This is a genomic window from Hydrogenobaculum sp. Y04AAS1 (assembly GCF_000020785.1).
In the GTDB taxonomy this organism is placed as follows: Bacteria; Aquificota; Aquificia; order Aquificales; family Aquificaceae; genus Hydrogenobaculum.
On record NC_011126.1, the window covers coordinates 706,477 to 727,962 of the forward strand.

The following is a 21,486-nucleotide window of genomic DNA, read 5'->3' on the forward strand; positions in this document are numbered from 1 at the left end:
GTAAAATATTATTATATTAAAATCTTATAAAAATACAATGAAATATAATATCTTAAATATTTTGAGAACATCTTGGACATACGCCATTTATCATAGTTTCTACATAAAGCCAACACCTTGGGCATTTTTCACCTTTGGCTTTTTCTACCTTAATACGGAGTTTTGTATACTCACCTTCCTCGCCATCATTTTCTGCTATTTCCACTTGGCTTACGGTAAAAAACGAATGAAGATAGTCTTTGTATTTTTCTAAAAGCTTATAAAACTCTTCATTTGGCTTTATAACAACCCTTGCTTCGTAAGGATGTTTTATAATATCATTTTTACGCTCTATCTCTATAGCTTTTAATACATCTTTTCTAAGAAGTAAAAGTTTTTGGTAGTCTTTTAAAAGCTCTTCATCGGTAAAATCTGAAGCTTTGTATTCATTCATAAATATACTTTCTGGGAGATGGTTTTCTATGCTTTTCATATAAGAATAAGTCTCCTCAGCGGTGAAACTAAGCACAGGAGAAAGAAGAATTGTAAGATTTTTAAGTAAGAAATAAAGCACCGTTTGAGCTGACAACCTTTCAAAAGAACCACTTTTATACATATAAAGTCTATCTTTTAGTACATCAAAATACAAAGCCGACAAATCTATGCTGACAAACTCCATCAACCTATGGTAAAACCTATGATATTGATAATTTTTATAAAAGCTAAAAAGCTCTTCAAAAACCTTTGAAGCGTAAGCATACATGTATCTATCAAAGTGATGTAGTTTATCTGGTGCTATAGAAAACTCATACTTAAAGTCGTATAAATTTCCAAGGCAATACCTCAACGTGTTTCTTATTTTCTTATAGTCTTCAGCCAGGCGTTTTAATATAGATTTTCCAAGTTTTATATCCTCAGTATAGTCCTCTGATATAACCCAAAGTCTTAATATATCTGCCCCATATTCTTTTATAATCTCAAGAGGGGATATGACGTTTCCTTGGGATTTTGACATCTTATGGCCTTTTTCGTCTACGGTAAACCCATGGGTAACCACGGATTTAAAGGGGGCTTCTCCGTAAGAAGCAATGGATTCCAACAAAGAAGCTTGAAACCAACCTCTGTGCTGATCTGAACCCTCTAAGTAAACATCTGCTTTTTCTATACCTCTTGGTCTTAATACCGAAGCATGAGAAGAACCAGAGTCAAACCATACATCTAAAATATCCGTTTCTTTTACAAAGTCTTTGGAACCACATTTTTTACATACTGTATCTGGTGGCAAAAGCTCTTTTTCGTCTTTTTTAAACCATTCGTCGGCTCCGTAAGGTGAGCTTTCAAATATCTTTGCCACATGCTCAAATATATGAGATTCTAAAAGAGGTTCGCCACAGCGCTTACAATAAAATATCGTTATAGGTACTCCCCAAAATCTTTGTCTTGATATACACCAATCAGGTCTATTTTGAAGCATAGAAAGCATACGGTTTTGGCCAGTCTTTGGTACCCATTTTACGTTGTAGGTTTCTTCTATAGCTTTTTCTCTTATACTTTTATTTTGAAGTTTTTTCACATCAGATGTATCTATTTTTTCATCTTCACAAGAAGCGAAATGCGATGTTATCGCTCTATCAACACCTATAAACCACTGAGGAGTAGCTCTATATATTACCGGATTTTTACAGCGCCAGCAATGGGGATAAGAGTGCAAAATCTCCTCTTCCTTTAAAAGAAAGCCTGTTTGTTTTAAGTGCTCTATAATAACAGTATTCGCTTCAAATACATTTAAACCTCTTATAAACTCAGGAGCTTCTTCTGTAAATCTACCAGATTCATCCACCGGTGAAAACGGCTCTAAGCCGTATCTTAATCCTACTATATAGTCTTCCATACCATGCCCAGGTGCCATGTGGACAAAGCCTGTACCAGTACCAGCTTCCACAAATTCAGAAGGATATATCTTGCCTGTTCTTTCTATAAAAGGATGCTGATATTCTAATCCTGTAAGCTCTTTACCTTTTAAAGAAGCTATAAACTCTTTATTTTTTACATATTGACTTTGCTTTTCCAACAAAAGAAGATAGTTATCTTCCTCAACAACCACGTACTCTATATCTTCTGAAGACATCACACCTAAGTTTGCAGGAAGTGTCCAAGGAGTAGTGGTCCAAATTACTATTGAAATAGGTTTATCTGGTAAATCTAGCTTTTGTCTTAAAACATTTTCCGATTGTTTTAAAAGCTCAAATCTCACGTATATAGATATATCTTTTTTTTCTTTGTATTCTACTTCAGCTTCTGCTTCAGCGGTTTTGTCGTATATACACCAATAAACCGGTTTGTTTCCTTTGTAAAGCACACCGTTTTGAAGACATCTTCCTATTTCCCTTACCTCTTGAGCTTCGTATTTAGGGTCCATGGTTAGGTATGGATTTTCCCAATCACCTAATACACCTAATCTAAGAAATTCCTCTTTTTGAATACTTACAAACTTAGAAGCGTACTCTCTACAGAGTCTTCTAAACTCATCCTTTGGCATGCTTTCTTTATTTATTTTTTTTGCTTTTAGTTCTTTCTCCACTTGCTGTTCTATTGGAAGGCCATGACAATCCCATCCTGGCTTATAATCTACATCAAAACCCTCTATCAAAGCTACCTTACATATTATGTCTTTCAAAATTTTGTTTAAAGCGTGTCCTATATGGATGTTGCCGTTGGCATAAGGTGGTCCATCATGCAATACAAAAAGTTGTTTTCCCTTTCTTTGTGCTCTTAATTTTTCATACAACCCTTCCCATTTTTTAAGAATCTCCAGCTCTTTTTCCGATAAATTTGCTTTCATTGGAAAGTCTGTCTTTGGCAAGTTGATAGTGTCTTTGTAATCCATAGATGTATATTTTACAATACTTTTTTATTAAAAGCTTGAGAAACTAGAGAGACGAAGGCTCATTTCTGAGCTAAGGAAAGCCAAAGAGCGGAAAACGGCTGATAGCACACTTAGAAACTAGAGAGAGGCAAAGACTCGTTTCAAAACTACGGCAAGCCGAAAAGTGGAGAACGACTAAAGCACACTTAGAAATAGAGAGATGAAGGCTCATTTCAAAGCTAAGACTATCCAAAGAATGGAGAACGGCTAAAGCACACTTTACAAACTTAAAGATCTTATTTTAAGATTTTAACAAGTAAAACTTTATTTATGATTTTAGTTTATAATAGTTTTTACTATGAAAGGAATTTTTGTAAGAACACCCGGTCTTAGCTACAACGCTCATTATGTGGAGAGGATGGCTCAAAAACTCAACCAATTTGGCATAGAGCTTATATTTTATGATATTGATTATAACAATATAGATGCTTATGTAAACTTTTTGCAAGAGCAAAGGCCATTTTTTGTAATGGATGTAAATGGTTCTGCTTTGGTTTACGGTGAATCCAACGGCGATAGAGTTTCTTTGTGTGATGCTTTTGGCTTTTTGCATATAAGTGTTTTCACTGAAGATCCGATGCTATATTATCCTGCCCTTTTGAACGGAAGAGAGTCTAGAAACTTTATACAAATGATAACAGATATGAAACATGCTGATTTCTTAAGAAGTATAGGCTATCAAAATATATACTTCTTAGCTCCTTTCGTATCTGAAGAACTACTACAAAGACCGATACCTCAAGAGAAGGAAATAAAAGTTCTTTTCCCAGGGCCTATCGTGGATCCAAATATCATAGTACAAGAAAGTGCAAAAATCTTCCCAGAAGAGGTAATGCCAGTATTCGTAGAGGTTGGTGAATTCATGCGAAGAAATCCAGAAGTAGATGTTATATTTGCCGTAGAATACATGCTTCCATTTTTTAACTACGAAATACAAGAAAAATTTTTAAAATGGAGAAACGAATCACCAGAAGCTTATATAAACTTTTTAGTAAACGTCGGACTCTACAATACAGCAAGAAAAAGACTCTTTGTAATAAACTTTTTGGAAGGCATAGAGATAAAGATTTTAGGAGATTCTCAGGTATCGTTAAAAGAAGGTCAAGAGGTGATAAGCGCCGAAACACAAGAGGACGTTTTAAATATATATGCAAACTCCATAATAACATTTCTTAGCTTTCCTTCGATAGTACCCTCCGGAATAGGCTTTACACCCATTGAAGTCATATCTCAAGGTTCTTGTGCTTTTATAGATTATAGGGCATCCCTACCGGGATTTTTTATACCAGATCATGAGATAGTGGCTTATACCCCTCTTGATAGGCTTGAAATAGAAGAAAAACTTTTATTTTTCTTAGAAAACGAAGACCAAGCCATGGAGATTGCAAAAAACGGTCGCTCTAAAGTAGAGTCAAGCTTTACAGAAACCCAAAGAGCTCAGTTTGTAGCAGATATAATAAAGCAAATTTACGAACAATCAATTAGCAACACAATGGATAACCAACAAGAGACTTAAAACTAAAACTTGATATACTTATTAAATGAACTTCATAAGGGGGCTTTTAGCTCCAGCTTCTTTTCTTTATGGAGCTGGTATATGGCTTAGGAATAAACTTTTTGATTTTAATATACTAAAAGCCAAACACCCGGGTGTCTTTGTAATATCTATAGGAAATCTAAGTGTAGGCGGAACTGGTAAAACCCAAGTTTCTATATACCTTGCAAAAGCTTTCAAAGATTTAAATCCCTGTATAGTGTTAAGAGGTTATAAAAGGGCATCAAGCGAAAATCTTATAGTAAGCTCTTTTGATACAAAAATCTATGGAGATGAAGCCGTAGAAATATTTTTAAAAACCAGGGCTAATGTTGTAGTAGCTTTTAAGAGAATAGAAGGAGCTGAGATCTGTAAGAAGTTAGGTTCAAAGATGATAATATTAGACGATGCTTTTTCTCATAGATATATAAAAAGGGATTTAGATATTTTGCTAATGCCAGCAAACCGTATAAAAGACCATCTTCTTCCTTGGGGAAACCTAAGAGAGCCTTATAGTTCTATAAATAGAGCAGATGCTTTAATTATAACAAGATTAGAGTCTTTTGATATGCCTAATATCAGCATAAACAAACCTATCTTTAGGGCAAAAGCTGTTTTTAGAGCCTTTGTTGATAAAAATTTTGAAGATGTTGATATATCTTATGTTAAAGGTAAAAGTTTTAGCATAGTTTGTGCCATAGGAGATGAAAAGCCCTTTATAAAGTTCGTTGAAAATCTATCAAAAGATATAGGGTTTATTATAGAAGATATAAAAGTTTTTCCAGATCATTACTTTTTTAAAAAAGAAGATTTAAAGCAAGGTAAAAATTATATCTGCACCACAAAAGACCTTGTAAAACTTAGAAATTTTGATCAATTTATTTTGGGTGTTGATACTACGTTAGATATTCCTGGTTTTATGGATTTTGTAAAAAGTAAATATGAGAAGACATAAGTTTTTTATATATGGCTTTTTATTGTCAATCTTCATACATCTATCTTTTTTTCTTTTTTTTATAAAAATAAATATACCCTTTAAAAAACCAAATAAACTAATTTACATAAGCACCATAAAACAAGAAAACAACGAAAAAACCCCTAAAAAGATCTCAAACACTCACAAAAACGAAAAAAAGCATACTAAAAATCAAAAAACTATAAAAAAACCTATACCAAAGGCCAAAAACATTAAAAAAACAAGCCTCTACACACCAAACTACAATTTTACAATACCAACAACCAAAGAAGCTACATTAACACCAAAACAAGAAACATCTACCACAAAAACACATTCTATTGTAAATACCAAAACATCTTCTAAAGAAGGCTCTTCTAAAAAAAGTGAAAACCAAAAAAAAGATCAATCCAAAACAAAAAAACCTTCTAACACTCCTTCAAACATCAAACCCTCAAAGGAAAAAGCCAAAAGCCTCCCACAAATGAAGCCTAAAAACATAAGCACGCTGGGTTCTTATTTTGACTTTCTTAGCTATTTAGAAAATGTATTTCACTATATACATCAAAACTGTAAGGGAGAAGGAGTGCTGATGTTTGAGCTTTACAAAGACGGAAGTTTAAAGCTTTTAGGAACTCAAAAAGGATCAGCCACCTGTGAAAAGAATTTACAAGCCCCACCTATGCCATCAAGTGTCATGGAAAATAAAATCCAATTTCTCATAAATATACCCTAAAAATTTTATATAATTAAAGTATGATTAAAAAAGTACTTATAGCAAACAGAGGAGAAGTAGCTGTACGTATCATAAGAGCCTGCAAAGAGCTTGACATAAAAACGGTGGCTATATATTCTGAAGCTGATATAAATTCTTTACATATAAAAAAGGCTGATGAGGCATATCTTATTCCCATGGATCCTATAAAAGCTTACCTTGATTACAACAAGATAATAAACATAGCAAAACAATCAGGTGCTGACGCTATACATCCAGGTTATGGATTTTTATCTGAAAATCATGAATTTGCCCAAGCCTGTATAGACGCCGGTTTTATCTTTATAGGTCCTACACCAGAACAGATAGAAACCTTTGGGGATAAGGTAAAAGCAAAAAAAGTTATGAAAAACTTAGGTATACCTGTAGTCCCCGGAAGCGATGAACCCATTACAAAATTAGAGGATGCTTACGATATAGCTGAATGTATAGGATATCCCATCATATTAAAAGCTGCATACGGTGGTGGCGGTAGGGGAATGAGGGTTGTTTATAAAAAAGAAGATCTAAAACAAAACTTTGAATCAGCTCAAAAAGAGTCTTTGGCTTTTTTCGGAAAAGGAGATATTTTTATAGAAAAGTATATTCAAAGGCCAAAGCACATAGAGGTCCAAATTTTAGCAGACAAGTATGGAAACGTTGTGCATCTTGGTGAAAGGGATTGTTCTATACAAAGACGTCATCAAAAAATAATAGAGATAACACCATCTCCAAAACTTGATAAAAACGTAAGAAACAAGATGCTTGGTATGTCGGTAAGAGCTATGATGAAATATGGATACGAAAGCGCTGGCACCATAGAGTTTATACTAGATCAAACCACCAATGAGTTTTATTTTATAGAGATGAATACTAGACTTCAAGTAGAACACACCATAACGGAGATGATAACAGGTATAGACATTGTAGAGCAGATGATAAGGATTGCAAATGGAGAACCGCTTAGCTTTGTACAAAATGATATCTCTTTTAGGGGCTGCACTATACAGTTTAGGATAAACGCCGAGGATCCAAAAAGGAACTTTGCGCCATCCCCAGGGCGGGTTACCGCCTATCACTCACCTGGTGGCATAGGAGTAAGAATGGACTCTGCTATTTACAAAGATTATATAATACCGCCTTACTACGATTCTTTGGTAAGCAAGCTCTGCGTATGGGCTCTTGATTGGGAAAGAGCTGTGGCAAGAGCTAAAAGAGCGTTAGACGAATTTATTATAAGAGGTATACCTACAAATTTACAGCTTCATAGAGAAATAATAAGAGATGAAGATTTTATAAGAGGTGATTTTGATACAAGCTTCCTTGATAATAGGTTAAGTCAATACGATTATAAAATAGAAGGCGAAAAGCCAAAAGATGTATTGGCTTTAGCTATATCAGCAGCATTGGCGAGTTATTACGGCTTATGAGAATAGGTATCATAGGATACGGAAATATGGGTAGAGCATTTGCCCTTGGTTTAAAAGACCATTACGATGTTATAGCCTTTGATAAAGACACATCAAAAAAAGACTTTTCAATAAAAGACGGAGTCGGTTTTGCAAGTTCTATTGAGTTTTTGTTAGACAGTGCAGATTTAATTATCTTATCTATAAAACCCCAAGACTTAACATCTTTGAAAGGGCTAAATTTTAACGAGAAATCTTTGGTAAGCATGCTTGCTGGTATAAGCGTTTCAAGATTGAAAGAACATATAAAAGATGCTTATATCACAAGGATTATGCCAAATTTAGCTGTTATTTACAAAAAAGGTGTAATAGGTTTTTATAGTGAAGATGCTAAAAAAGATGTTATAAAAAGCATATTACAACATCTTGGAAAAGTTTATGAACTTGATGAAAAACACTTTGATGCTTTTACCGCTATTGGTGGTTCGGGACCTGCTTTTATAGCAAGTGTTGTAGAAGCCATGAGACTTTCTGGTATCTATATGGGATTAAACAAAGACATATCCTACGACCTAGCTATAGCTACCATAGAAGGGACTTTAGAGATTTTAAAAGCTTACAACGAAGAAGAACTCGTTTTAAAGGTTAGCTCGCCGGCCGGTACTACGATAGAGGGGATATACAATATAGAAAAAACAGGACTTAAAGGTATATTGATGGAAACTTTTATAAAAGCTTATCAAAAGTCCAAAAGCTTATGATTAAGAGTATCAAGATAGAATCTTACCTTCTTTTAAAATCCCAATACATAGAGTTTAAAGAAGGTCTAAACGTTATCACCGGTGAGTCTGGGGCTGGTAAATCAATGCTTATGGATGCTATCAAGTTTTGTCTTGGGCTTTTAGCATCGTCTTCTGATAATGCCTCTGTAGAAATAGAAATAAACGAGGATATAGTAAGAAGAGAAACAAAGGCAGGAAAATCTAAGTTTTACATAAACGGAATGACATCAAACCAAAGAACAGTCTTAGAAACCTTTGGACAAAGTGTTATGTTTCAAGCTCAATCTTCTCAATCAAAGATTTTTAAAAAACATCATCAGTTAGAGATACTAGACAAGGATAAAGACATTCAAAGGAAAAAGAAAGAGTTTGTAGAATATTTTGATGCTTTAAAACAAAAAGAAGAGCTCTTAAAAGATTTACTTTTCCAAAAAGAATCTTTGGAAAAAGAGATAGAGAAAAACAAAGAACTTATAGAGTCATTAGAAGCCTTAAACTTAGAAAAGGATACTTACAACGATATAAAGTTAAAAGCAGAAGAGTTACAGCATGCAGAAAAGATAAATACCTATATTCAAAATGTGTTGAATGCCTTAGAATACAGTGACCATAGTGCAATCTCTAAGATAAACTACTCAATATCCCAAATAAACCAAGCTCTTTCTTATAAAGAAGACTTACAAAAGGCTATAGATAAGCTAAATGCTTTGAAAGATCAACTCTTAGAAACAGTGTCTTTTATAGCTTCTTACAAAGTATACGTTGATGTGGAGTTAATAGATAAGTTAAACGAAACTATATTCAACGTACAATCCTTAGAGAGAAAATACAAAATGCCTTTTGAAAAAATGTTTGAGGTAAAAAAATCTTACAAGGAAAATATGTCGGCTCTAAAAGCCTTAAAAGAAAACATAGAACATATGTTTAAAGAAATAGATTATCTTAAAAAAGAAGCATTAGAAAAAGCCAATGAGCTATCTAATTTAAGAAAAGCAAAGGCTAAAGAGATAAGCACTTTAGTAAACAACATTTTAAAGCTTTTAAACTTAAAAGAAGCTTATTTTGATATAGATATAAAACCAAAGGAGTTATCAAGAAATGGCATAGACGATATAACGTTTTTATTTTCTTCTTATTCAAAAGAACACATGAAAGAACTAGCTGAAATAGCCTCTTGGGGAGAGACATCAAGGATAGTTTTAGCTATATCATCAGTACTTGGGGATTATGAAACTTACGTATATGACGAAATAGACGCTGGCACCAGCGGTGAGGCTTCTATATCTATTGCAAAACTTCTTAAAGACATATCAAAAAACGCTCAAATAATTTGCATAAGCCATACTCCAGCCCTAGCCGCCGCTTCTTCTAATCACATATTGGTAAAAAGGCAATCAAACGATATACAAATAAAAAGTCTCACCAAAGAAGAAAGAATAGAAGAGCTTTCAAGGCTTATGGGTATTGTAAACGAAGACACAAAAAAAGGTGCAAAAAAGCTAATAGAACAGTTTCCTTAGTTTTTCACTAATATATCATAGACATCTGATATCATGCTATCCATGAAATTTTACGTTTTTGGGCTTTTAGTATTGATGTTGTCTTTATTTTCTTGCGAAAAGCCAAAAACTAAAGAAATAAGCAAAGGGATAAAATCACCAAATATAGCTTTATGCAAAGTAGTTTACGGAGCTTACCAAGTAAAAACACCAATATACGGAGAAGTACAAAACCAAGCTGCCACTTATGTGAGTTCACCCATTGGAGGGATATTAAAATCTGTTTACGTTAAAAATGGAGACTTTGTAAAAAAAGGACAGGTTATAGCAAAGCTCGATACAAAAGTTTTTCAAGATAAAGCCCTATCAATAGCCCAAGACATAGAGGCTTCTAAGAAAAAACTAAAATATTACATGTCTCGCTACGAGAGGGCGAAAAAACTATATAAGCTTGGTTCTATGTCATATCAAGAGTATTCTCAAATAAAAACGGATTTGGCTTTGGCTAAAGGAGAGCTTGATAAAAACATATATCTTAAAAAATCTTTAGAAGATGAAGCATCTTATGGTATTATAAAAGCTCCTTTTGACGGAATTGTTTCAAATGTAGTCCCAAGCGGTAGCAATGTAAATCCAGGATCTCCGATCGCTTTTATAAGCGCCAAAAAGCTTTATGGGGAGTTTTTTATACCTTTTAATATGAAAATCTCACATACAGATAAGATTTTGTTTGAGAACAAACTGTATCCTATAAACGCCTTTCAAGATGATAAATCGAGGTTAGCCGTAATATTACCCATATCTTCTTATGAAAATCCAGGAAGCAGTTTAAAAGCTTTTATTGTAAAAACAATACAAGGTCAAAGAATACCTTCAAAAGCTTTAGTACTTTATAACAACAGGCCAAGCGTTTTTATAGAGCAAGGTGATAAAGTAAAAAATATACCTGTAAAAATATTAGGCAATATGGGGCAATACTATGTGGTTTCTGGAGTAATAGGGGATAGTGTAGTTTGTAAAGGTGCTAAGCTTCTAAAAGATGGCGAAAAGGTTAAATGAGATCCTTTGTAAGCTTTGCTATAAAAAATAGATACGCATTTTTTATAATCTTTGGCGTATTATCTGTACTTGGTTATATGCTATCTTTCAAACTACCAGAAGATATATTTCCAAACGTCGTATATCCAAGGGTAGTTATTACAGTAAATGCCAACTATGAACCTATCCAAAAAACCCTCTCAAATATCACCATACCAATGGAACAAGGGATAAAATCTGTAGAAGGTGTGACAGACGTAAGATCAAGAACTGGACCAGGTCTTGTTATGCTAAACGTATATTTTAGTCCAAATACAAACCCTTATAGAGCTTATCAAATGATTATGTCAAAAATATCAGAACTTCAAATGGATATGGGAGTAAAGGCGAGTTTTGATGTAAGACTTATGGGACCTAGCGCCTATTCTATAGCAGGTTATGCTTTAGTATCAAGAGAACTACCTATAAACAAACTTAGCAACATAGTAAGGTATACAATAAAACCAGCCCTTTTGTCTATACCGGGCGTTTATGAAGTGGATATGGTCGGTGGAACTTATAGCACTATGGACGTAGTTTTAAATCCTTCTGTTATACAGAAATTAAATATACCTATAAGCGTAATCTTAAACGATATAAGAAGCTATACACAAAATCACTTTATAGGTGAATACAATCAGAAAAACTTTTCTATTTTAGTGTTTGGTATTCAAACCCCAAAAGATGAACAAGATATATTGAACATTCCAATATACTACAACAACCAGACTATAACCCTTGGAGATGTTGCCTATGTGGTAAAAGGTCATTATCCTATGCTCTCTTACGTTAACGTAGACGGGTATCCTTCCACAGTTATATTTAACATACACAGGACCAACAATGCCAATGCTATAAAAATTGTAAATGAAGTGGATAAAACCCTCAAAAGCTTGAAACTCCCACCCCATGCTCATATTGTAAAATGGTTTGATGTCACAGATTTTATAAGCTCTTCTATAAGAAGCGTTATAGATGCCATCATAATAGGATCATTGATCACACTTGTGGTCATAGCTATTTTTCTAAACAACGTTAGGCTTTCTCTTCTAACAGCTATAGTTATACCAGTAAGCATCTTATGTGCATTACTTTTTATGTATATACTACATGGAAGCTTAAATCTCATGAGTCTTGGTGGTTTGGCGGCATCTATAGGAGCTCTAGTAGATCATGCTATTGTGGTAATGGAAAACATAGAGAAAAATATAAACAAACCAAGACCAAAGCTTGAATCTGTAATAGATGCATCTTCTGAAATCCTAAAACCCATGACACTTGCAACGCTTACATCTGTTAGTGTATTTGCTCCTCTTTTTTTCTTATCTGGTATCATTGGTACATTCTTTAAAGAGCTAGCTTTGGCTGTTATTTTGGCGCTCTTAATATCTCAGTTTGTTTCTATGACAATAACCCCTTCTATAGCTTACATAGCTATACCAAAAGTTGTAAAACCAGAACCTAATTGGCTTTTAAAACTTACAAATATCTATAAAAAACTTTTTCTTAGTTTTTACAAAAGAAAAAATTTAAGTATTTTAATAGTAGCTTTGTTGCTTTTAACATCGTTTGGTCTTTATAAAAGCATGAAAACCGGGTTTTTACCAGAATGGGATGAGGGTATGTTTGTGCTTGATTTCACAGGACCCTCCGGTGCATCTTCTCAAAACACATACCAGATAGTAAAACACATAGAAAAGATAGTGGCGTCTATACCAGAGGTAAAGCACTATTCGGTAAGAATAGGTGCATCTTTAGGCCAACCAAGAAACCCCACCAACAAGGGAGATATGCTTATTACCTTAAAAGACCACAGGACAAAATCTATTTTTGAAGTAATGAGAGAAATAAGACAAAAAGTAGATGCAAAAATACATGTTTTGAAAGAGTTTGATATGGCCCAAGTTTTAAGAGACAGACTTGGCGATATCACAGGCCAGCATGCTCCTTTTTCTGTAGTAATACATGGCTCTGATCCAGAAACCCTTGTAAAACTTGGAGAAGAAATAAGAGATAAAATAGCCAAAGAACCTATCTTCAAAGAGGTAAATTTAAAAACGCTATTTTACGGGCCTTATTATTATATTTCCTTGAAAAAAGACGCTTACTCCAACTATGGCATAACTTACGACGACGTGGTAAATACATTAAAGCTTCATCTTTGGGGCATAACACTTACAAACTATCTAAAAGGTCAAGAAAGGATATTTATAAGAGCTTACGAACCTTTTGATCCAAACGAAGAAACCATAAAAGATATAAACATCTACTCTTCCAAAAAACACATGTATATACCAATTTCTTTGGTAGCAAATATAAGATTTGAAAAAAATGTACCGGGTATTACAAGAAGAAACCTTCAGAATGTATCTGTGGTGAGAGTGAAAATGCACCATGAAGATTTGGCTCTTGGAATAAGAGTTTTAAAAAAAGTGCTTAATAATATTGTTATGCCACAAGGATATTATTACACCATAGAAGGTTTTTACAAAGAACAGCAACAATCTTTTAAAGAGATGTTTATAGTGATAGGCTTTTCTGTACTGATAGTTTTGGCGCTTTTAATATTTCAATTTGGCTCACTCCTACAAGCTTTATCGGTTATTTTTGTGCTATCGTTGTCTGTGGTGGGGGTTTTTTTAGCCCTGATGATAACCAATAAGCCCTTAGACGTTACATCGTTTATGGGTATGCTTTTGGTTTTAAGCGTTGTTGTAAACAACGGTATCTTGATATTTGATTATTACAACAAAGAGTTAGAAGAAAATGTATCCCATAAAGAAGCCATGCTAAACGCTTGTAAAAAACGCTTTAGACCTATACTTATGACAATGGTAGCAGATGTACTTGGGTTTTTGCCTATAGCTTTGGCTATTGGAAGAGGAACAGAAGTAATACAAAATATGGCAATATCTGTTATGGGTGGTCTTTTTATAGGTATATTTCTTTCACTTCTTGCTCTTCCAATCTTTTACACCACGCTAAGGGGTATATTCCTTAAGCTTAGACTTTCAAAAAATCTATGATACTTTTAGAAGTTTAAAATTTGAACATCATTTTTATTTATAATGTTTATATGGAATATCAAATTTTTATATACGAAATAGACAAAGAGCTTTTAGAGGATTCGCTTATAGAAGAGGCTTTTGGTTTTGAGATTTTAGAAAAGAAAGAAAATCTATGGAAAATATCAACAGACAAAAAGATAGATGGCATAGAACCAATAGAGATAAAAAAGATAAACTACGATGAATTTGAATTTGGTGAGATAGAACCTATAAAAGAAGATATTTTTGTGATAGTGCCCTCTTACGCTATACCAATAAAGATTAAAAAAGGTATGGCCTTTGGCACAGGTCTTCACGAGAGCACAAAGCTCATGCTATCTTTGATGAAAGATTTTATAGGAGCTTACGACAGTGTGTTGGATGTAGGATGTGGAAGCGGTATACTTACAATTGCCAGCAAATATCTTAGCAAAAGCTATGTAAAAGGTATAGATATAGATCCAATAGCTATCCAGGAGGCTATAGAAAATGCAAAAAACAACCGTATTGAAGATATACACTTTGAAGTGGCATCTCCAGAAGATATTCTTATAAGAAGATTTGAATATAGCTCTAAAAAATTAAAACATATAAAAGATGAGTTTTTCTACGATTATTTTATTGGAGTTTATGATGTAGTTTTAGCCAACTTAGAAATGCATATTTTCGAAAAAGAGCTTCCAAACATCGCAAAGCTATTTAAAAAATATCTTACAATATCAGGCATATACAAAGATGAGGATAAACTTATTAAAGATATGATTAACAATCTACATCTTAAAATCCTAAAACAAACCACAAAAAACGATTGGCATGGATTTGTAGTAAAACACGTTGAAATGGAAAATAATAGCAACCTGGATACTAAAATAGATTTTACTAGGAAGTGTTAAATGTTTTTGAGATTTTATGACAAAACAGCTTTTATATACAAAGGTAAAAACATATCTTACAAAGAGTTAATAGACAAAGCAGAATTTTACAGCGTAGCCATAGATATAATACCGGGGGATAGGGTTGTAATATTCTCAGAAAATAAACCAGAATGGGTTTATGCTCTTTTTGGTATATGGAGAAGGGGAGGTATAGCAGTACCTATAGACCATATGGCTTCCGAAGATGAAGTGGCGTTTATTATTCAAGATGCAAGACCAACTTATGCTTTTGTGTCAAGCGATCTAAAAGATACTTTTGCAAAAGCCGTAAAAAGGCATAGATATAAGGTAGAGGTTATAGATATAGAAGATTTTATACCTTTCCAAGACCCTAAAGAGCCCATCACAAACATTTCTGAAGATATAGCTCTCATTCTTTATACCTCTGGTACCACTGGACAACCTAAAGGTGTCATGCTTACGTTTGGAAACCTTCAATCTAACACAGAGGCTATAGCTAAAGAAAATATAGCTTCCTCAAAAGACATCACCATAGCTCTTCTTCCATTTCACCATGCTTATCCTCTCATGGTATCTTTATTGGTACCAATTTATCTTGGCGCTACAATTATATTTAGCGAAAACCTTTCTTCTAGTTCGTTGATAAATTTAATCATTGCAAACAAAGTAACTGCTCTCATTGGGGTACCAAAGCTTTACAAAATATTACACGACAAAATATTTGGAGAGATAAAAGATATTCCTGTAGCAAAAAAGATGTTTTCCTTTGTAGATTTTGTTGGTAGTCCCAAGCTTGGTAAGATTATTTTTAAAAAAGTTCACAAAAGCTTTGGCGGTAATCTCAAATATTTTATAAGTGGCGGGGCTAAATTAGATCCAAATATAGCACACGATCTTTATATGCTTGGATTTGATGTATTGGAAGGGTATGGTCTTACTGAGACATCACCTATAGTAAGCTTTAACGTACCCGGTAGTATAAAAATAGGTTCTGTTGGAAAACCTATTCCTGGGGTAGAAGTGAAAATAGCAGAAGATGGCGAGGTTTTGGTAAAAGGAAAAAATGTTATGAAAGGTTATTGGCAAAGACCTGACCTTACAAATGAAGCTATAAAAGATGGTTGGTTCTATACTGGTGATATAGGTTATCTAGATGAAGATGGTTATCTTTACATAATAGGTAGGAAAAAAGAGCTTATAGTGCTTGAAAACGGCAAAAAAGTAATACCAGAAGAAATTGAAAACCTTATTCTTTCCAAAAGCGATATAGTAAAAGAAGTGGCTGTTATAGAACAAAATGGACATCTACATGCCATAATAGTACCAAATTTTGAGTTGGTAAAAGAAAAAGGTATATTAAATCTAAGAGAATATATTACTTGGGAAGTTATCGATAAGGTAAACCGTGAGTTGCCTTCTTACAAAAATATAACTGATTTTAGCATAAGAGAAGAAGAACTGCCAAAGACAAGACTTGGAAAAATAAAAAGGTTTTTGTTAAAAGCCCAAGACAACGTACCATTAAAAGCTAAAGAGCAAACTTATAAAGAAGAAGAAAAAAAACTTATTGGTATATTGACAGAACAAGAAGGAATATTGCTTGATTATCTCAGGAGATACAAAAGTGATATATCTCCTAAAGATCACATAGAGATAGACCTTGGTTTGGATTCTTTGGATAAGGTGGAACTTTTAAGCTTTTTAGATAGAACCTTTGGTATACAAATATCAGAAAAAGAACTTTCTAAATATTTATCTGTAGAGCAATTAATGAACTTGGTACTAGACAAAGAAGCTAAGCAAACAAAAGAAGTAAACTGGCACGACATACTAAGCGAAACCGCTCCTGCTGAAACATTAGAATACAAAGACGAAGTTTTAGTATACGGTTCTTATTTGTTAAAACAAAGTTTTAGAGTTTACTTTAAGTTCCAAGTAGAGGGCTTACCAAATCTACCAAAAGAAAATCCATTTATAATAGCACCAAATCACGCTAGTTATTTAGATGGATTTTTAATAGCGGCTTCCTTGCCAAAAGAACTTATAAAAGATACATATTTTGTAGGAGCAAAAGAATACTTTGAAGGCAAAGTTGGAACTATTGTTGCTAAATATTTTCATGTTATAACAGTAGATACCCAATCCAGCGTTAAAGAAACACTCATAAAATCTGCAGCTGTTTTAAAAAGCAAAAAAAATTTAGTTATATTTCCAGAAGGAGCTAGAACTAGAAACGGTAAACTACTTCCATTTAAAAAAGGCGTGGCTATATTGAGCAAAGAACTTAAAGTACCTATTGTCCCAACGGCTATAAAAGGGTCTTACGATTCAATGAAGATAGGTGATATATTTCCAAAACCTAAAAAGATCGTTGTAAGGTATGGATGGCCTCTTTTAGATTACGAGTTTTCTTACGATGAAATCATAGGAAGGTTGGAAGAAGCGGTGCAATCCCTTCTTAATTTATCTTAATTATGTAGTTTTTGGCTTTTAGCAAAGGCTTAGCTTATTTATGTGCTATAATATATATTCTAACTAATGTTGCGGAGGTTTTTATGAAAGTTTTAATCACCGACCCAATATCCCCAAAAGGCGTAGAGATTCTTAAAAAAGAATTTGAAGTTGATTATTATCCAGAAATCAAGTTTGAAGAGCTCTTAGAAATAGTGGGAAATTACGATGCAATAGTCACAAGAAGTAGGACCCCCATCACCACAGAGCTCTTAGAAAGGGCGAAGAATCTAAAAGTTATAGGAAGGGCAGGGGTAGGCGTAGACAACGTAGATATAGAAACAGCTTCTAAAAAGGGTATTTTGGTATGTAATACACCCGGAGCAAATACGATAGGCGCCACAGAGCTCACCATAGGACATATGATAAATATCATCAGAACTATACACAAAACCCACAACACCATAATGGATTATAGATGGGAAAGACATAGTTTTATGGGTATTGAGCTTTTTGGAAAAACATTAGGTATAATAGGTTTAGGAAACATAGGCTCTCAAGTGGCCATAAGGGCAAAAGCCTTTGGAATGAAGGTCATTGCCTATGATCCTTATATACCAAGAGAAAAAGGTGATAGATTGGGAGTAAAACTATACGATGATTTGGATGAAATGTTGGGGATCTCGGATGTTATCACCGTTCATACACCACTAACCCACGAAACGAAAGGAATGATCAACAAAGAACGCATCGCTAAGATGAAAGATGGTGCTATTGTTATAAACTGCGCTAGGGGTGGTATCATAGTAGAATGGGATCTTATAGAAGCTCTTAAAAGCGGGAAACTATACGGAGCTGGTATAGATGTTTTTAGTAAAGAACCACCACCAAAAGAGCTCGTTGATGCTTTTAGAGAATGTAAAAATGTATCTTTGAGCGCTCACATAGGAGCAAATACCTATGAATCTCAAGAAAATGTTGGTATCATAATAGCTCAGCAAGTAACCAAAGCCCTTAAGGGTCAGCCCGTAGATTACGTAGTAAATGCACCTTTCCCAGATATATCTGTGATAACACTTATAAAACCGCACTTAGATTTGGCTGAAAATATGGGAAGTCTTGTAGCTCAGCTTAGCACAGACGGTATAAAAAAGATAAAAATAGAAGTTATAGGAGACTTGGCTCAAAACTCAAAACCTGTAGTAGCTGCTGTGTTAAAAGGTGTTTTAAAAAGTATAACAGATTATCCAGTAAATATAATAAATGCTACATATCTTGCAAAAGATTACGGCATAGAAGTAGAGGAAATAGCAAATGAGGAGTCTCAAGACTTTAAACATTATATAAAAATAACCGCTTACGGAGACGTACAAGAAAAAGTTGTAGGTGGTAGTCTAATAGAAAATCAAATACCTCGCATCTTGCAAATAGATAGATTCTATGTGGACGTTGAGCCAGAAGGTGTTATGCTTGTATTTGAAAATAAAGACGCACCTGGGGTAATAGGTACCATAGGGTCTATCTTAGGTCAAGCCAATGTCAATATAGCTGGCTTTAGATTAGGGAGAGAGAAAAAAGGCGGATTAGCATTAGGAGTATTGAACCTAGATTCTAAAGTAAGCGATGAGGTGTTGGAAAAACTAAAGAGAATACCACAAATTATCTCTATGAAGCAGGTAATCTTATGATACTGGTACAAAAGTTTGGTGGTACATCCGTTGGGTCTATAGAGCGCATAGAAAATGCCGCCAACAAAGTTATAAACGCTATAAAAAGAGGCTACAAGCCTGTGGTGGTGTCCTCAGCGATGTCCGGTGAGACCGAAAGACTTATAAAGCTAGCAAAAACCATAGAAGAGCATCCAAATTACAGAGAGTTAGACCAGCTTATATCCACCGGTGAGCAACAAGCTATAGCCCTTTTTGCTCTTATGCTTATAAAAAAAGGATATGACGCTGTTAGTTTGTGTGGTTGGCAAATGCCTATAGAGACAGACGGTGTGCATTTTAAAGCCAACATTAAAAATATAAACACAAAAAAGGTTTTTGAGCTTTTAGGAAAAAATATAATACCAATAGTGGCTGGTTTTCAAGGCATAGACGAGCATGGAGATATAACCACCTTAGGAAGAGGCGGTTCTGACACTACCGCTGTAGCTTTAGCTGGATATCTAAAAGCAGATTGTGAGATATACACAGACGTTAACGGCGTTTATACCACAGATCCGCGCATAGTAAAGCATGCTAAGAAGATAGATTACATATCCTACGAAGAGATGCTTGAGATGGCGTCGTTGGGTGCTAAGGTAATGCAGATAAAAAGCGTTGAGTTTGCTGCAAAATTTGGCTCTCGCATACACGTTAGATCTTCTTTTGAAGAGGCAGAAGGCACTTGGATAGTACCGGAGGAAGAAATTATGGAGAAAAAAGCCGTAAGAGCTATAACTGCCGATGTTAACGAATCAAGGATTACAATAACTCACATACCAGATAAACCTGGTATAGCTGCTGAGATTTTTAAGAGCTTAGGGGAGTCTCACATAGTAGTAGATATGATTGTGCAAAATGTATCTGTGGATGGATATACAGATATGTCTTTTACAGTAAACAAAAACGACGCTCACAAAGCAGAAGAAATTACCAAAAAAGTAGCTAAGCAATTAAACGCAAGAGATGTACTAAGAGATGATGATGTAGCTAAGATATCTGTAGTAGGCATAGGTATGAAAAGCGCTTACGGTATAGCTGGACGTATGTTTGAAGTGCTTGCCGCAAACAACATAAATATAAAAGCCATATCCACTTCCGAGATAAAGATATCTTGTCTTATAGATGAAAAATATACAGAGTTAGCCGTTAGAGCACTACACGAAGAGTTTATAGAAAAAGATGAGTCTTGATAAAAAAAGAGCTTCTGAAATTTTAGATGCTTTTAAAAACTTAAAAATTGCCGTAATAGGCGATGTAATGCTTGATCATTATCTTTTTGGAAACGTTGAAAGAATATCCCCAGAAGCGCCGGTGCCAGTGGTAGAAGTTCTTTCAGAAGAATACAGATTAGGTGGGGCTGCAAACGTGGCCTCCAACTTATCACACTTGGGAGTAAACACATACCTATGCGGTGTGGTGGGCAACGACAACGCAAATATAATAATGTCAAAAAAATTAAAAGAACTAAACATAGAAAACCTAAACATAGTCTCAGATAAACCTACCACCCAAAAAACCCGCATAATAGCCTCTCATCAACAGCTTATAAGGATAGATTGGGAAGACAAATCTCCTTTTTTAGATTTTAAGCAAATTTTAGATAAGCTTCCAAAAGATATAGACGGTATAATAGTATCTGATTATGCTAAAGGACTTATCACAAAAGAGCTTGTAAAGTCTTTAATAAAAAACTACCCTTTTGTAGCAGCAGATCCAAAACCCTCCCACAAACAATTTTACCACAATGTAACCTTGCTAACTCCAAACGAAAAAGAAGCCAAAACGATGTTCAATGAAGAGGATATAATAACTCTTGGTAAAAGCCTAAAAACTGAGCTAAACCTAACATATTTAGCTATAACCCTTGGACCTAAAGGTGTAGCTTTTTTTGAAGATGATGCTATTCATACTTACAGCGCAAAAGCCAAAGAAGTTTATGATGTTACTGGTGCTGGTGATACTTTTATAGCGGTTTTAACGGCATCGCTTCTTGCTGGTGCTAAAACCAACGAAGCTTGCGAGATAGCAAACACAGCAGCTGGTATAGTAGTATCAAAAATAGGAGCTGCTTCTACCACAAAAGAAGAAATATTGGAAAATCTTTAGAACAAACCACCAAACCCCCAATAGTTTGATATCTCTTCCAAAAACTCCAAAAGCTCAGATATATTTTTACACATACCTTTATAGCAGCAAGCTTTATCACCATCTTTAAAATTTATATCTATGCTACCATCTTTTCTTACTATCAGTTCCGCATCAACACCCTTAGCTTCATATATACCAAGAAATCCATAATCCATAGGAAACCATATAAATATGTCTAATCTAAGTATATTTTCCAAATCTTTATAAAAGTAGGTAATAGCATTTGTTTTAAATTCATACAAAACACTTTCACAAGCCATAAGATAAAAGTAATAAATAGAAACTTAAGAATATCTAATTTATATCATTTATAAAGATAT

At 34.2% G+C, this 21,486-nt stretch carries 15 protein-coding genes; 13 read left to right on the forward strand and 2 right to left on the reverse strand.

From position 1 onward, the window contains the following. Nucleotides 1-52: 52 nt before the first annotated feature. A complete protein-coding gene (ileS, locus tag HY04AAS1_RS03900; protein ID WP_012513818.1) occupies nt 53-2,866 on the reverse strand; it encodes an isoleucine--tRNA ligase in 2,814 nt (937 codons plus the stop codon). A gap of 337 nt (nt 2,867-3,203) precedes the next feature. Between ileS and HY04AAS1_RS03905 the strand changes: the two genes are divergently transcribed. The 13 genes from HY04AAS1_RS03905 (at nt 3,204) to HY04AAS1_RS03965 (ending at nt 21,124) form a co-directional block, all read left to right on the forward strand. Next, nucleotides 3,204-4,421 (forward strand): glycosyltransferase, encoded by a 1,218-nt coding sequence (locus HY04AAS1_RS03905; protein ID WP_012513819.1) that lies wholly within the window; start codon nt 3,204-3,206, stop codon nt 4,419-4,421. 25 nt (nt 4,422-4,446) lie between these two features. After that, on the forward strand, nt 4,447-5,394 hold the full coding sequence (gene lpxK / locus HY04AAS1_RS03910; RefSeq protein WP_012513820.1) for a tetraacyldisaccharide 4'-kinase: 948 nt from the start codon (nt 4,447-4,449) through the stop codon (nt 5,392-5,394). Next, nucleotides 5,381-6,130 carry a hypothetical protein gene (locus tag HY04AAS1_RS03915; protein ID WP_012513821.1) on the forward strand — a complete coding sequence of 250 codons (750 nt, stop codon included), beginning with the start codon at nt 5,381-5,383 and terminating at the stop codon, nt 6,128-6,130. The genes lpxK and HY04AAS1_RS03915 overlap by 14 nt, the downstream gene beginning before the upstream one ends. A 20-nt stretch (nt 6,131-6,150) precedes the next feature. Beyond that, a complete protein-coding gene (gene accC, locus HY04AAS1_RS03920) occupies nt 6,151-7,578 on the forward strand; it encodes an acetyl-CoA carboxylase biotin carboxylase subunit (RefSeq protein WP_012513822.1) in 1,428 nt (475 codons plus the stop codon). After that, nucleotides 7,575-8,318 (forward strand): pyrroline-5-carboxylate reductase, encoded by a 744-nt coding sequence (gene proC, locus HY04AAS1_RS03925; RefSeq protein WP_012513823.1) that lies wholly within the window; start codon nt 7,575-7,577, stop codon nt 8,316-8,318. Before accC ends, proC begins: the two co-directional genes overlap by 4 nt. Then, entirely contained in the window at nt 8,315-9,859 is a 1,545-nt protein-coding gene (locus tag HY04AAS1_RS03930; RefSeq protein WP_012513824.1) for an AAA family ATPase, read from the forward strand. Before proC ends, HY04AAS1_RS03930 begins: the two co-directional genes overlap by 4 nt. Nucleotides 9,860-9,901: 42 nt before the next feature. Next, nucleotides 9,902-10,897: an efflux RND transporter periplasmic adaptor subunit gene (locus tag HY04AAS1_RS03935; protein ID WP_337954096.1), complete on the forward strand. Its 996-nt coding sequence runs from the start codon at nt 9,902-9,904 to the stop codon at nt 10,895-10,897. Further along, entirely contained in the window at nt 10,894-13,941 is a 3,048-nt protein-coding gene (locus HY04AAS1_RS03940; RefSeq protein ID WP_012513826.1) for an efflux RND transporter permease subunit, read from the forward strand. The genes HY04AAS1_RS03935 and HY04AAS1_RS03940 overlap by 4 nt, the downstream gene beginning before the upstream one ends. Nucleotides 13,942-13,991: 50 nt before the next feature. Beyond that, nucleotides 13,992-14,855, forward strand: a complete 864-nt coding sequence (locus HY04AAS1_RS03945; protein WP_012513827.1) for a 50S ribosomal protein L11 methyltransferase — start codon at nt 13,992-13,994, stop codon at nt 14,853-14,855. After that, nucleotides 14,856-17,330 carry an AMP-binding protein gene (locus HY04AAS1_RS03950; RefSeq protein ID WP_012513828.1) on the forward strand — a complete coding sequence of 825 codons (2,475 nt, stop codon included), beginning with the start codon at nt 14,856-14,858 and terminating at the stop codon, nt 17,328-17,330. It begins immediately after the preceding gene. 83 nt (nt 17,331-17,413) lie between these two features. Beyond that, nucleotides 17,414-18,997 (forward strand): phosphoglycerate dehydrogenase, encoded by a 1,584-nt coding sequence (gene serA, locus HY04AAS1_RS03955; protein WP_012513829.1) that lies wholly within the window; start codon nt 17,414-17,416, stop codon nt 18,995-18,997. Then, on the forward strand, nt 18,994-20,208 hold the full coding sequence (locus HY04AAS1_RS03960) for an aspartate kinase (protein ID WP_012513830.1): 1,215 nt from the start codon (nt 18,994-18,996) through the stop codon (nt 20,206-20,208). Before serA ends, HY04AAS1_RS03960 begins: the two co-directional genes overlap by 4 nt. After that, nucleotides 20,198-21,124: a PfkB family carbohydrate kinase gene (locus HY04AAS1_RS03965; RefSeq protein ID WP_012513831.1), complete on the forward strand. Its 927-nt coding sequence runs from the start codon at nt 20,198-20,200 to the stop codon at nt 21,122-21,124. Before HY04AAS1_RS03960 ends, HY04AAS1_RS03965 begins: the two co-directional genes overlap by 11 nt. Here the strand turns inward: HY04AAS1_RS03965 and HY04AAS1_RS03970 are convergent. Beyond that, on the reverse strand, nt 21,121-21,426 hold the full coding sequence (locus HY04AAS1_RS03970; RefSeq protein ID WP_012513832.1) for a hypothetical protein: 306 nt from the start codon (nt 21,424-21,426) through the stop codon (nt 21,121-21,123). The two genes, HY04AAS1_RS03965 and HY04AAS1_RS03970, sit on opposite strands and share 4 nt — an antisense overlap. Nucleotides 21,427-21,486: the final 60 nt, after the last annotated feature.